The sequence below is a fragment of the Streptomyces sp. NPDC059037 genome (assembly GCF_042740015.1).
In the GTDB taxonomy this organism is placed as follows: Bacteria; Actinomycetota; Actinomycetes; order Streptomycetales; family Streptomycetaceae; genus Streptomyces.
The window spans coordinates 345-13,253 of the sequence record NZ_JBHYIG010000272.1 but is presented as its reverse complement, the minus strand read 5'-3'; the positions used below and the strand labels follow the sequence as shown (position 1 = coordinate 13,253).

The following is a 12,909-nucleotide window of genomic DNA, read 5'->3' as shown; positions in this document are numbered from 1 at the left end:
GGCATCCACGCTACTCAATGGGGTGCATAAGTGATCAGGAGGCGAGGGCCAGGCGGCCCTTCTTCTCGACCAGCGGCTTGTAGGTGAAGACGGTCTGCTCGCCGCTGCCCGACGCGTTCAGTGCCGCCGTGTTCAGCGGCGCGGTGGACGTCCTGGGCCTGAACTTGGTGTTGACCCAGGTCGGGCACTTGACGCTGCCCTTGCAGAAGGCCGTCACCGCGCCGAAGTACGCGAATCGGGGGCCTCCGCCGGCCGTCATCGTCTCGTCCGTGGCCAGCAGCATCTTCCGCCGGTCGACGACCTTGCAGCCACCCGGCCCGCACTTCACACGGTGGGCCCATCCGGTGAGGTTGTAGCGGTGTCCCCTGACGGGGTCGACGTTCGGCGACTTGGCCAGCCAGCCGATGATGCCGTACTTGGTGATGTTGTGCTTCTTCTTGATCTTGGTCCAGCCCCAGCCGACCATCTTGCCGTTGCTCTTGCGGTAGTACTGCCCCAGACGCAACGGCAGTTGGTTCTGCCTCGATCGGGAGTAGTCGAACTGCTTGAGGACCTTGTACTTCGACGAAGCCTGCACCGCGACGTCCTGCGCCGACCGCGCCGAAGCCACCGTGACGCGGTCGCCCTTCGCACTGCTCTGCGCGGCTTGCGCCGGGGCAACTCCCGCCAGTAGCGCCGCCGCCGTCACGCCGACCGCCGCCGCACGTATCTTTCGCATGCATCCCCCATGCCGTCGTCCCCCGCCCGCCCGCCGGGCGGGACGCTGGATGATCACCGTAGGGGAAGGGCCGCCGTTCCCCCATTGTCCTTTGGGGCAATGCCCGTTCGGGCAACCAGGTGTCGTGCCGGAAGATCGCGGTGCGCCTGGGCGTTGGCTCCAGGCATGAAGATCAGTGAGGCTTCCAGAGTCAGCGGTGTGAGTGCGCGGTCGTTGCGGCACTACGAGCAGGAAGGCCTGATTGTCCCGGGTCGCTGCAGCAATGGGTTCCGCGACTACTGCCAGGCCACGGTCGACCGGGTGCTCGTCATCCGCTCGCTCCTTGAGTCCGGGCTGCCGGTGCGGTTGATCAGGGAACTTCTGCCCAGCCTCACTGACGAGCGCGATGTCGGCACGGATGTGGATGGGGTGTGCGGGGAGTTCCTGCACGAGGTGCAGAGCTATCGCGATCGGCTCGCCGCGCGGATCGCCGTGCTCAGCGATCAACAGGCGGCGCTCGACGCCTACTTGCGGGAAGCAGGTGGCTCGGATCGATGATCCGCCGCTCGATCCTGACCTTGACGTAAGTGTCAGGCTCCTACGTTCAGTTGCATGGAGATCAACGAGCAGCACCCTGCCGAGCAGACCGTACGAGCACTGGTCCAGCGGTCACATGAAGGACCGAAGGACCTGACCCTCACGACCGATCAGCGCCGCCCCGCCGCGGGGCCCGGCGAGTACCTGATCCGCGTCGGCGCCGCCGGAGTCAACTTCGCGGACGTCATGCAGACGCACGGAACGTATGGAGGCGGGCCGCAGGCACCCTACGTGGCGGGCTTCGAGGCCGCCGGCGAGATCGTGGGTGTAGGCCCGGACGTCGAGAGCCCGCTTCAGCTCGGCACTCACGTCGTCGGAGCCGGCCCGGGAGCCTTCGCGCAGTACATGACGATGCCCGCCGCGGGTGTGCTCCCGGTGCCTTCCGGCTGGAGCGACGCCGAAGCTCTCGGCCTGGTGCTGAACTGGGCCACCGCCCTGGCGGCACTGAAGCCGCTCGGCGAGGTCAAGACGGGTGAGGTGGTGCTGGTTCATGCCGCGGCCGGAGGCGTGGGGCAGGCCGCCGTCCGCCTCGCCCGCCACTACGGCGCACGCGTCATCGCGACGGCATCACCGGCCAAGCACGACACCGTCAGAGCGCTCGGAGCCGACGAGGTCCTGGACAGCCGCCGCCCCGACCTGGCCGCGGAGATCACCCGCCTGACCGGCGGAGTCGACCTGGTCCTGGAATCGGTGGGGCAGGCCATGTTCAAGACCAGCCTGTCGGTCACCAAACCCTTCACCGGACGCGTCGTCGTCTTCGGTGCCGCATCCGGCGACGCCGGTCTGACCACACACGACCTGGTCTTCACCCACCAGGTCCGGATCCAGGGCCTGCACATCGGCGCGCTGGCGACCAAAGCCCCGGCCCTCTACCAGTCGCTGCTCGTGGAGATCGAGGCGCTGATAGCCCAGGGCGTGTACCCGCCCGGCACCCCCCAGCTCCATCCCCTGGCCGAGGGCCCGGCAGTGCTCCGGCAACTCGAAGCCGGCCGGACTCGCGGCAAGCACGCCCTCGATCCCTGGGGTTAGCGCCGGAGGTTCCGGGTGCCTCCATTTTCGTACGTAACATGCGGGCGCCCCCAGGCGTGTCTATGTCAGAGACAAGCCGAACCACGGGACGGACAGATGGACGGACGGGGGACGATGACGACGCGGTCGAGAGAACAACCGGACCACTCCGCGGAGTTCGACGCGTTCTACGCCGCCACCGCCAAGAGGCTGGTCGCCACGGTCTATGCGATGACCGGCGATCTGGCGGAGGCGGAGGACGCGGTGCAGGAGGCGTATGTACGGGCGTGGCAGCGCTGGGAGCGGCTGACGGGCGAGGGCGATCCGCTGCCGTGGGTGCGGACGGTGGCGTCCCGCCTGGCGATCAGCACCTGGCGGCGGACGCGGAACCGGCTGCGGGCGCAGTTCCGGCACGGCGCCGCGCCGGACGTCCCCGAGCTCTCCGCGGACCGGGTGGCGCTCCTTGCGGCACTGCGCGAACTGCCCCCGCAGCAACGGCAGGTGGTGGTCCTGCACCACCTCCTCGACCTCCCCGTCGAGCAGGTCGCCCGCGAGACGGGCGCATCGAACGGAGCGGTCCGCACCCGGCTGAGCCGGGCCCGCAAGGCGCTGGGGGAGCGCCTGACAGAGACGACTGCATTCACCGGGGAAGGGGCGGCCCACCATGGCTGAGGTCGAGGAACTTCTGGACGACACGAGGCTGAGCATGCCGAGCGGCGCGGAGCTGCGGGCGCGGGGCGGGAGGCGGACGGTGCGCAGGCGGATGGCCGCGGGGGTGGCGGTCGCGGCGGTCGTGGCGGGGGCGGCGACGTGGGGCGCGATGCCCGGTGGCGGCGACGGCCGGGAGGTGCGGCCCGCGGCCACGCCGTCGTCGAACCCCTTCAAGGCGGGCGGCGTCGTCCGCCTGCTGCAGCCCGAGCGGATGCCGGATGCGGACAAGTGGCACTGGAAGGGAACGGAGGAGGACGTGATGGCGGACCTGCCCCTGCCGAAGGTGGGCGGCACGGACAGTTGCCCGGAGTCGTACACCGTGCGGAAGGCGCCTGGCCAGGTTCAGTACGGCACGGAGTACTACAGCGACAAGGGCGCCACCGCGAGGCAGCGGGTGACGGAGTACGACTCCGAATCCGTAGCGGCGGACGAAGTGGCCCTCCTGCGCGAGGCCCTGACGGAATGCGGTCTGCGCGAGCACGGGGAAGGGGCGAAGCCGTACTGGTCAGGTACCACCAGGTCCTCCTCACGGCTCCACGTCACCGTGGAGCGGTGGCGGGGATGGGTGTCCGTGGTGGAGGTGGAAGCGGACGAGTCTGCGCGGTGACGTACGCCTCCGCGGCGCTATCCGGCGAAAGTGATCTGGACCGGCGCCACCTTCGTCTTCGTATGGCAGATGAGGAGCACAGTGAGGGTGCCGCCGGTCTCAAGGAGTCGGATGACTCCGTCGTCGTGCCCGTACGGGAGTGTCGCGCTCAGCGGGTCCGCCTGGGCGTCGATCAAGGAGGCGGCCAACTCCCGGCGTGCTGGGGCGGGTAACGACGCGTACGTCTTGTAGAGCTCCGGGTCCCAGTGAAGGTCGTAGATCACGCAGCGCCCTTCGAGTCGAGACCGGCCGTCTCCCGGAGCTCGGCCGGGGAGACGCGGACGAACTCGGGGGGCAGCTCGCCGTGCTTCTCCACGTAGTCCCGCACCTCGATCGCCCGCTCGTAGCCGACCGTCAGCTCCTCGGCCACCTTCTGCCACTTCGCCGCGACGGCGCGCAGTTCGTCTATCGGCGCGAGGTTCACCTCGGACAGGAACCGCATGCGGGTGGCCGGTGCGGGGATGGCCTCCGCGATACGTGCGATGTTCCACGGCTCGGTGGGCGTGCTCATGTCCTGGCTCCTCGGTTCGGTACGCCGATGTGGCCTCTGTTCCTCAGAGTAGCGGCGGGTTCTCGGGCGTGGCCGGGCCTGTGGACAACTCACCCTCGTACCCCCGGCGGCCGGTGTCCCAGCTCGAACCAGGTCGCCTTGCCGCTGCCGGGGCCGTGCGTGCAGATGCCCCAGGCGTCGGCGCCGTACGAGATGAGCTGTATGCCTCGGCCCGTCTCGTCGTCCCCGGCGGGGGTCTGGCAGCGGGGGAGTCCGGGTGCCTCGTCGTGGATGAGGATGCGGAGGTGGTCACCGGGGTTCGCGTATCCCGCGAAGAGGGTCACTGGGGCCGTGCAGTGCTTGGCCGCGCAGGCGTTGATCGCGTTCGTGACGGCTTCCGAGGTCAACAGGACTGCTGTGTCCGTGAGTTCGGTGCGACCCGTTGCGGCGAGGAGGGTGCGGACCGTTTCGCGCGCGGCGCGGACCCATGCGGGGTGGGGCGGGAAGACGAGGGATACGTCGGTGGGGCGGGGATGCGGGTGGGGCTGGTCCTCCATGAGGGCCTCCTCGGGGCGCGCGTCGCGGTGACCGTTGTCCGCCAACTCCTTTGCGGGCGGGGGTACTTCCACTTGCGGCGCGGGTGAGTGGGTCGATCTCGAAGGTAGGCAACGCGTTCTGCCGGGTGCAACCGTTTCCGACGTATGTCACTGATGTGGGTGATGAACTAACTACCTTGTGGACCAAGGGTGTTCGGACCGGAAGACTCCGCTGTGAAGGAGGTCATACATGCCACCCAGGAGTAACCCCAGCGAGCGGCAACGCCGACTCGGCCTCGAACTTCGCAAGCTGCGGAACGATGCGGGCCTGTCCGGTGACCGGGCTGGAGCTTTGCTGGACGCCGACCGTACGCGGATCAGCAACATCGAGGCCGGCCGGATCGATGTCTCCCGCAACCGGCTCTATAAGTTGCTACGGGAGTACGGGTGCCCGGACGGCGCCTACTTCGACGGGCTGATGGAGATGGCGCAGGGGCGGGGGACGGGATGGTGGGACGAGTTCCGAGACATCGTCCCCCGTAGCGCACTGGACCTCGCCGAGTTGGAGGCGCGCTGTTCCAGTATCCGCATGCACGAACCGCTCTTCATCCCTGGCATGTTCCAGACTGAGGACTACGCGTACGCGGTGACCAAGGCGACGGGCAAGGACCGGGACCGCATCGATCGGTACGTCGAATTCCGCATGGCGCGGCAGCAAGTTCTGACAGCCCCTGGGGCTGTGCCGTACCACGCTGTTGTTCACGAAGCCGCGCTGCGTGTGCATACCGGCGGGCCCACGACCATGCGCAAGCAGTTGCTCAGGCTGATCGAGCTGGCCAGGCTGCCCAACGTAACCCTGCAGATCTTCCCTTTCGAGCAAGGTGCGTACGCGGCCTTCAGCCGTCCGTTCATCCTCTTCGGCGGTCCGTCCAGGGAGTTGGAGACCGCCTACCTCGAACACCCGCTGCATTCGGTGTTCCTGGGGGATAGAGAACGCAATGCCGAGTACGGCAAAATGTTCGAACGGCTCGCTGGCCTGGCTCACGCCCCGGTCGACCCGGAGTCAGCGCCCGAGTCCCATGATGGCCGGGACTCACTGAGCCTGATCCAGCACGTCATGTACGAACTGTAGGTAGGGAGTCCGATGTCCCAGCTCGCTTGGCAGAAGTCCTCGTTCAGCACCGGCGACAGCGGCGAGTGCGTCGAGTTGGCGATCAACGCCGCCGGTGACGTCTACTTCCGCGAGAGCGACCAGCCCGCCCAGATTGCCACTACGAACCCAGCGGCCCTGCGTGTACTCCTACGGGGCATCAAGACGGGCGACCTCACGCCCCGTGCCTGACCTCCGTCCCTGGAGCGGCCCGGACGCCCCCTCCGTCCTGGCCGCCTTCTCCGCCCCGGAAATGGCGAGGCAGGCCGACGAGCCGGTGAACTCCCTTGACGCGGCGTCTCGTTGGATCGCGCGCCGCGAGGAAGAGCACGCCGCCGACACCGCGTACGCCTTCGCCGTGGTCGACGCCGACGACACCCCGCTGGGCAATGTCTCCGTAGGCGCGGTGAACCTCACCCACGCCACCGGCTGGGTGTCGTACTGGACGGTTCCCTCGGCGAGGGGGCGCGGCGTTGCGACGTGGGGCTGCGCCGCCCTGGCGAGCTGGGCCTTCGGCGAACTCGGGCTGTTCCGGCTTGAGTTGGGGCACCGCGTGAACAATTCCGCGTCCTGCCGGGTGGCCCACGGCGCCGGCTTCGCGGTGGAAGGCGTGCAGCGCCAGAAGCTCGCGTACGACGGGGCCCGCTACGACGTGGAGCTGCACGCACGGCTGGCTTCCGATCCGGTGTGATGCCACGGTTTGCGAGGAAGTCCGGCAACCCACGTTCTCGACGAGACCAGCACCTACCTTCGTGAAGGCGCGTTACGCATCGCGTGCGCCCCTCTTCTGCCGGAACGCAACTTTGCCAAAGTAGGTCCCCCACCCCTCCAGCCCGGCGGCACGCTGCGACGAACCGGTCCGCACCCGGCAGGAAAGCCGGATGAGCCAGTCCCCCTTTCCCGGAAGCCCCGCCTCTCCGGCCGCCCGGTCATCTCCCTCCTGCGGCGGAGGGGCGGGTGTCAAGGGTGGAGCGAAGCGGAATCGGCGCAGCCGACGCCCGAAGGGCGCCCTTGACTCCCGGCCCGGAGGCGCCAACCTCAGGACAACCGGGCGGCCCCGGCAACATCACCACCGCCGGGTCCCCGAAGCCCCGCCACAGCACCGGCGGGGTGGGGGCGGGTGGGTGGGGAGCAGCGGCGACGATCGGCCGCAGGCCCACCCGGCGGCGGTACACCCCGCAGAGCCCCGCGCCCGCCATCCGGACGTATCCCCGTCGTACTAGCCCCGGAAAGCCGCCTCAAAGATGCGGTACATCACCGTTTGGGGTGTATTTGGGCCTAAGTATCTCAATGGGACTCAGGCCCGAAAGGGAGGCACTCCATGCGTGGAGCCACGCACGCCAAGTGGGCCGCATGTGCGGTGACCGTCGCTCTCGCGGCGACTGCCTGCGGTGGCGGCGACGACAGCGGCGGCGGCGGTGGCGACGGCTCCGGGATCGTGGGGTCCTCGTGGGGTGATCCGCAGAATCCGCTGGAGCCCGCGAACACCAATGAGGTGCAGGGCGGCAAGGTCCTCGACATGATCTTCCGGGGTCTGGTGCGGTACGACCCGAAGACCGGCGAGGCCAAGAACATGGTCGCCGAGAGCATCGACACCTCGGACTCGCAGAATTTCACCGTGAAGATCAAGACCGGGTGGAAGTTCAGCAATGGAGAGGCCGTCACCGCGAAGTCGTTCGTCGATGCCTGGAACTACGGCGCGCATCTGAAGAACAACCAGAAGAACGCCTACTTCTTCGGCTATATCGAGGGGTACGACAAGGTCCACCCGGAGAAGGGGGACGCCACCGCCGACACCCTTTCCGGGCTGAAGGTCGTCGACGACACGTCCTTCACCGTCAAGCTCACGCAGAAGTTCTCCACCTGGCCCAAGACCCTCGGATATCCGGCGTTCGCGCCGCTGCCCAAGGCGTTCTACGACGACCATGACGCCTGGCTCTCCAAGCCCGTCGGCAATGGCCCGTACACCGTGGACTCGTACGCCAAGGGCTCGAAGATGGCCCTGCGGAAGTGGGACGACTACACCGGTCCCGACAAGGCGCAGAACGGCGGGGTCGATCTCAAGGTCTACACCGACAACAACACCGCCTATACGGATCTGATGGCGGGCAACCTCGACCTCGTCGACGATGTTCCGGCGTCTCAGCTCAAGAACGCCAAGAGTGACCTCGGTGACCGGTACATCAACACCCCGGCCGGGATCATCCAGACGCTGGCCTTCCCCTTCTACGACGAGGCGTGGTCGAAGCCGGAGGCGGCGAAGGTCCGGCAGGGGCTCTCCATGGCGATCAACCGCGAGCAGATCACCGACACCATTTTCCAGAAGACGCGTACGCCCGCCACCGACTGGACATCGCCGGTGCTCGGCGAGGCCGGCGGCTACAAGTCCGGGCTCTGCGGCGACCCCTGCAAGTACGACGCCGACGAGGCGAAGAAGCTGATCAGCGAGGGCGGCGGCATCCCCGGCGGCACGCTGAAGATCACGTACAACGCGGACACCGGCTCGCACAAGGAATGGGTCGATGCCGTCTGCAACTCCATCAACAAGGCCCTGGGCAATGACAAGTCCTGTGTCGGGAATCCCGTCGGGACGTTCGCCGATTTCCGAAGTCAGGCTTCGCAGCAGAAGCTGGACGGCGCCTGGCGCGCGGGCTGGCAGATGGACTACCCCCTCATCCAGAACTTCCTGCAGCCGCTGTACTACACGGACGCCCCGTCCAACGACGGAAAGTACTCGAGCGAGGAATTCGACAAGCTCGTCGACGAGGCCAACGCCGAGACCGACACCGCGAAGGCCGTCTCCACGTTCCAGGACGCCGAGAAGGTCCTCGCCAAGGACATGGCCGTCATTCCGCTCTGGTACCAGAACGGCAGCGCCGGCTACTCGGACAGGGTCTCCGACGTCGCGCTGAACCAGTTCAGCGTCCCGGTCTACAACGAGATCAAGGTCAGCTGAGGCATCGGAAGCGGCCGTCCGGCGAGAGCGAGAACCGCGCCGGGCGGTCGCTTCCACTACTTCCGGAGCCCTCATGGGACGTTATGTGATCCGGCGTCTGCTGCAGATGATCCCGGTCTTCTTCGGCGCCACGCTGCTGATCTTCCTGATGGTGAACGTGATGGGCGACCCCATCGCGGGCCTGTGCGGAGACCGCAAGTGCGACCCCGCGACAGCCGCCCAGCTGGAGAAGGAATTCGGCCTCGATAAGCCCGTGTGGCAGCAGTACGTGACGTACATGGGCAATGTCTTCACCGGCGACTTCGGCACCGCCTTCAACGGGCAGGAGGTCACCGAGCTGATGGCGACCGCCTTCCCGCTGACGATTCGGCTGACCATCGTCGCCATTCTCTTCGAGATCGTCATCGGGATCACGCTCGGTGTCATCACCGGGCTGCGGCGCGGGCGCCCCATCGACACGATCGTGCTGCTCCTCACGCTCGTCGTCATCGCGATCCCCACCTTCGTCACCGGTCTGCTGCTCCAACTCCTGCTCGGTGTCGAGTGGGGGATCATCAAACCCTCCGTCTCGTCGGAGGCGCCCTTCAACGAGCTGATCGTGCCGGGCTTCGTCCTCGCCTCGGTGTCCCTGGCCTACGTCACCCGCCTGACCCGGACGAGCATCGCCGAGAACCGCCGCGCCGACTACGTCCGTACCGCCATCGCCAAGGGACTGCCCAGGCGCCGCGTCATCACCCGGCACCTGCTGCGCAATTCACTCATCCCGGTGGTCACCTTCATCGGCACCGACATCGGCGCGCTGATGGGCGGCGCGATCGTCACCGAGCGGATCTTCAATATCCATGGGGTCGGATTCCAGCTCTATCAAGGAATTCTGCGGCAGAGCACACAGACCGTCGTCGGATTCGTGACCGTACTCGTCCTTGTCTTCCTGGTGGCCAACCTGGTCGTCGACCTCCTGTACGCCGTACTCGACCCGAGGATCCGTTATGCCTGAACCCAAGGAGCCAGACGGAGCCATCGCCCCGACCGGTGCCGGGGGCGCGATGGACCTCGCGGCGAGCGAGGGCACGACGCTGGAGAAGACGCCGGGTGGACCCGAAGGCACGGGGCCTTCAGCCCCCGCCCGCAGTCTGTGGTCCGACGCCTGGCGCGAGCTGCGGCGCAACCCGATCTTCATCATCTCGGGCCTCATCATCGTCTTCCTCGTCATCATCTCGATCTGGCCCTCCCTGATCGCCTCCGGCAATCCGCTCGACTGCGATCTCGCCAACGCCCAGAAGGGCTCCACGTCCGGGCACCCCTTCGGCTTCGACGGGCAGGGCTGCGACGTCTATACGCGGACCGTGTACGGGGCCCGCGCCTCGGTCACCGTCGGCGTCTGCGCCACGCTCGGCGTCGCGATCCTCGGCAGCGTCCTCGGCGGGCTCGCCGGGTTCTTCGGCGGGGTCTGGGACGCGATCCTCTCCCGCATCACCGACGTCTTCTTCGCCATCCCCGTCGTGCTCGGCGGCCTGGTGCTCCTGTCGGTGGTCACCAGCAACACCGTCTGGCCGGTGATCGGCTTCATGGTGCTGCTCGGCTGGCCGCAGCTCTCCCGCATCGCCCGCGGCTCGGTGATCACCGCCAAGCAGAACGACTACGTCCAGGCGGCACGCGCCCTCGGCGCCTCCAACTCGCGGATGCTGCTGCGGCACATCGCGCCGAACGCGGTCGCCCCGGTGATCGTCGTCGCCACCATCGCGCTCGGCACGTACATCGCCCTGGAGGCGACGCTGTCGTATCTGGGCGTGGGTCTCAAGCCCCCGACCGTCTCCTGGGGCATCGACATCTCGGCCGCCTCCCAGTACATCCGCAACGCCCCGCACATGCTGCTCTGGCCCGCCGGAGCCCTGGCCATCACCGTGCTCGCGTTCATCATGCTCGGCGACGCGGTGCGCGACGCCCTCGACCCCAAGCTGAGGTAGCCGCCCATGTCACCCACATCGCCCACGCTGCTCGAAGTGCGCGATCTGCACGTGGAGTTCAGGACCAGGGACGGCGTCGCGAAAGCCGTCAACGGCGTCGACTACAGCGTCAGGGAGGGCGAGACGCTCGCCGTGCTCGGCGAGTCGGGCTCCGGCAAGTCGGTGACCGCCCAGGCCATCATGGGCATCCTCGACATCCCGCCGGGAAAGATCACCGGCGGCGAGATCATCTTCCAGGGCCAGGACCTCCTCAAGCTCAAGGAGGAGGAGCGGCGCAAGACGCGCGGCGCCGGAATGGCGATGATCTTCCAGGACGCCCTGTCGTCGCTCAACCCGGTGCTCAGCGTCGGCCAGCAGCTCGGCGAGATGTACGTCGTCCACCAGGGGATGTCGAAGAAGGACGCCAAGGTCAAGGCCATCGAGCTGATGGACCGCGTCCGCATCCCGGCCGCCAAGGAACGGGTCGGGCAGTATCCGCACCAGTTCAGCGGCGGAATGCGCCAACGCATCATGATCGCCATGGCGTTGGCGCTCGAACCCTCCCTCATCATCGCCGACGAGCCGACGACCGCCCTCGACGTGACCGTCCAGGCCCAGGTGATGGACCTCCTCGCCGAGCTCCAGCGCGAGCTGCACATGGGCCTGATCCTCATCACCCACGACCTGGGCGTCGTGGCGGACGTCGCCGACAACATCGCCGTCATGTACGCGGGCCGCATCGTCGAGAAGGCCCCCGTGCACGAGATCTACCGGGCCCCGGCTCACCCCTACACGCGCGGGCTGCTCGAATCCATCCCGCGGCTCGACCAGAAGGGCCAGGAGCTCTACGCGATCAAGGGCCTGCCGCCCAACCTCATGAACATCCCGCCCGGCTGCGCCTTCAACCCCCGCTGCCCGATGGCCCAGGACATCTGCAGGACCGCTGTGCCGCCGCTCGCCGAAGTGACGTACGAGGGCCTGACCGCCCACCGCCGGAGCGCCTGCTACTTCTGGAAGGAGACGCTCGATGCCGATTCCGATGCCGCAAGGTGAGCACCTCGGCGAGAAGCAGCCGGAGGGTGAGCCGATCCTCCAGGTGCGGGGCCTGGTCAAGCATTACCCGCTCACCCAAGGCGTGATCATCCGGAAGCAGGTGGGCGCGGTCAAGGCCGTCGACGGCGTCGACTTCGACCTCGGCCAGGGCGAGACGCTCGGCATCGTCGGGGAGTCGGGCTGCGGCAAGTCGACGGTCGCGAAGATGCTGGTGAACCTGGAACGGCCGACCGCCGGGGAGATCCGCTACAAGGGCGAGGACGTCAGCAAGCTGTCAGGGCGCGCGCTGAAGGCGGTGCGCCGCAACATCCAGATGGTCTTCCAGGACCCCTATACGTCGCTGAACCCGCGCATGACGGTCGGCGACATCATCGGAGAGCCGTACGAGATCCATCCCGAGGTCGCGCCGAAGGGGTCGCGGCGGGGGAGGGTCCAGGACTTGCTGGACGTCGTCGGGCTGAACCCCGAGTACATCAACCGCTATCCGCACCAGTTCTCCGGCGGGCAGCGGCAACGCATCGGTATCGCACGGGGGTTGGCGCTGCGGCCGGAGATCATCGTGGCCGACGAGCCGGTCTCCGCGCTGGACGTCTCGGTGCAGGCGCAGGTGGTCAACCTCCTCGACCAGCTGCAGAACGAGTTCAATCTGTCGTACGTGTTCATCGCGCACGACCTGTCGATCGTGCGGCACATCTCGGACCGGGTGGGGGTGATGTACCTGGGCCGGATCGTCGAGATCGGCTCCGACGAGGAGATCTACGAGCACCCGACGCACCCGTACACGCAGGCGCTGCTCTCGGCGGTGCCGGTGCCGGATCCCCAGGCTCGGGAGCACCGGGAGCGGATCATTCTCCACGGGGACGTGCCGTCGCCCGCGAACATCCCGTCGGGCTGCCGCTTCCGCACCCGCTGCTGGAAGGCGCAGGAGCGGTGCGCCCTGGAGATCCCGGCGCTGGCCGTTCCGGCGGAGTTCCGCGGCGTCGAGGGACCGGCGGCCCATGACTCGGCGTGCCATTTCGCGGAGGAGAAGCAGGTGGTGCCGTAGGAGCGGTCCCTTTTTGCCCCCCCCCCCCCCCCCCCCCCCCCCCGGGGGGTGTACCCCCCCCCCCGGGGGTGGGT

Annotated in this window: 16 protein-coding genes; 12 read left to right on the top strand and 4 right to left on the bottom strand. The window is 67.9% G+C overall.

Annotated features, from left to right (window positions below; translation table 11 throughout):
• Positions 1–34: 34 nt before the first annotated feature.
• On the bottom strand, positions 35–718 hold the full coding sequence (locus ACFWY6_RS37100; protein ID WP_384700061.1) for a hypothetical protein: 684 nt from the start codon (positions 716–718) through the stop codon (positions 35–37).
• A gap of 165 nt (positions 719–883) precedes the next feature.
• Between ACFWY6_RS37100 and ACFWY6_RS37095 the strand changes: the two genes are divergently transcribed.
• From ACFWY6_RS37095 to ACFWY6_RS37080, 4 genes are all read left to right on the top strand, one after another.
• A complete protein-coding gene (locus ACFWY6_RS37095; protein WP_384700059.1) occupies positions 884–1,255 on the top strand; it encodes a MerR family transcriptional regulator in 372 nt (123 codons plus the stop codon).
• 54 nt (positions 1,256–1,309) lie between these two features.
• Complete coding sequence (locus ACFWY6_RS37090; protein ID WP_384700057.1) at positions 1,310–2,323, top strand: NADPH:quinone oxidoreductase family protein; 1,014 nt, start codon at positions 1,310–1,312, stop codon at positions 2,321–2,323.
• Positions 2,324–2,437: 114 nt separating this feature from the next.
• Positions 2,438–2,974 (top strand): SigE family RNA polymerase sigma factor, encoded by a 537-nt coding sequence (locus ACFWY6_RS37085; protein WP_384700055.1) that lies wholly within the window; start codon positions 2,438–2,440, stop codon positions 2,972–2,974.
• A complete protein-coding gene (locus ACFWY6_RS37080; RefSeq protein ID WP_384700053.1) occupies positions 2,967–3,620 on the top strand; it encodes a hypothetical protein in 654 nt (217 codons plus the stop codon). Before ACFWY6_RS37085 ends, ACFWY6_RS37080 begins: the two co-directional genes overlap by 8 nt.
• A gap of 17 nt (positions 3,621–3,637) precedes the next feature.
• Here the strand turns inward: ACFWY6_RS37080 and ACFWY6_RS37075 are convergent, their stop codons facing one another.
• The 3 genes from ACFWY6_RS37075 to ACFWY6_RS37065 form a co-directional block, all read right to left on the bottom strand.
• Positions 3,638–3,883: a hypothetical protein gene (locus tag ACFWY6_RS37075; protein ID WP_384700051.1), complete on the bottom strand. Its 246-nt coding sequence runs from the start codon at positions 3,881–3,883 to the stop codon at positions 3,638–3,640.
• Positions 3,880–4,170, bottom strand: a complete 291-nt coding sequence (locus ACFWY6_RS37070; protein ID WP_384700049.1) for a hypothetical protein — start codon at positions 4,168–4,170, stop codon at positions 3,880–3,882. The genes ACFWY6_RS37075 and ACFWY6_RS37070 overlap by 4 nt, the downstream gene beginning before the upstream one ends.
• 89 nt (positions 4,171–4,259) lie before the next feature.
• Positions 4,260–4,706: an ATP-binding protein gene (locus ACFWY6_RS37065; RefSeq protein WP_384700047.1), complete on the bottom strand. Its 447-nt coding sequence runs from the start codon at positions 4,704–4,706 to the stop codon at positions 4,260–4,262.
• A gap of 229 nt (positions 4,707–4,935) precedes the next feature.
• Between ACFWY6_RS37065 and ACFWY6_RS37060 the strand changes: the two genes are divergently transcribed.
• From ACFWY6_RS37060 to ACFWY6_RS37025, 8 genes are all read left to right on the top strand, one after another.
• Complete coding sequence (locus tag ACFWY6_RS37060; protein ID WP_384700045.1) at positions 4,936–5,817, top strand: helix-turn-helix domain-containing protein; 882 nt, start codon at positions 4,936–4,938, stop codon at positions 5,815–5,817.
• Positions 5,818–5,829: 12 nt separating this feature from the next.
• Positions 5,830–6,027, top strand: coding sequence for a DUF397 domain-containing protein (locus ACFWY6_RS37055; protein ID WP_384700043.1), 198 nt, complete (start codon positions 5,830–5,832; stop codon positions 6,025–6,027).
• Positions 6,020–6,526, top strand: coding sequence for a GNAT family N-acetyltransferase (locus ACFWY6_RS37050; protein WP_384700041.1), 507 nt, complete (start codon positions 6,020–6,022; stop codon positions 6,524–6,526). Before ACFWY6_RS37055 ends, ACFWY6_RS37050 begins: the two co-directional genes overlap by 8 nt.
• A 630-nt stretch (positions 6,527–7,156) precedes the next feature.
• Complete coding sequence (locus tag ACFWY6_RS37045) at positions 7,157–8,791, top strand: ABC transporter substrate-binding protein (RefSeq protein WP_384700039.1); 1,635 nt, start codon at positions 7,157–7,159, stop codon at positions 8,789–8,791.
• Positions 8,792–8,864: 73 nt separating this feature from the next.
• A complete protein-coding gene (locus ACFWY6_RS37040) occupies positions 8,865–9,788 on the top strand; it encodes an ABC transporter permease (protein ID WP_360767824.1) in 924 nt (307 codons plus the stop codon).
• Positions 9,781–10,758 carry an ABC transporter permease gene (locus ACFWY6_RS37035; RefSeq protein ID WP_384700036.1) on the top strand — a complete coding sequence of 326 codons (978 nt, stop codon included), beginning with the start codon at positions 9,781–9,783 and terminating at the stop codon, positions 10,756–10,758. Before ACFWY6_RS37040 ends, ACFWY6_RS37035 begins: the two co-directional genes overlap by 8 nt.
• A gap of 6 nt (positions 10,759–10,764) precedes the next feature.
• The gene (locus tag ACFWY6_RS37030; RefSeq protein WP_384700034.1) at positions 10,765–11,790 is read left to right on the top strand and encodes an ABC transporter ATP-binding protein; all 1,026 of its coding nucleotides are present in this window, start codon (positions 10,765–10,767) and stop codon (positions 11,788–11,790) included.
• Complete coding sequence (locus ACFWY6_RS37025) at positions 11,765–12,835, top strand: ABC transporter ATP-binding protein (protein ID WP_384700032.1); 1,071 nt, start codon at positions 11,765–11,767, stop codon at positions 12,833–12,835. The genes ACFWY6_RS37030 and ACFWY6_RS37025 overlap by 26 nt, the downstream gene beginning before the upstream one ends.
• Positions 12,836–12,909 lie beyond the last annotated feature (74 nt).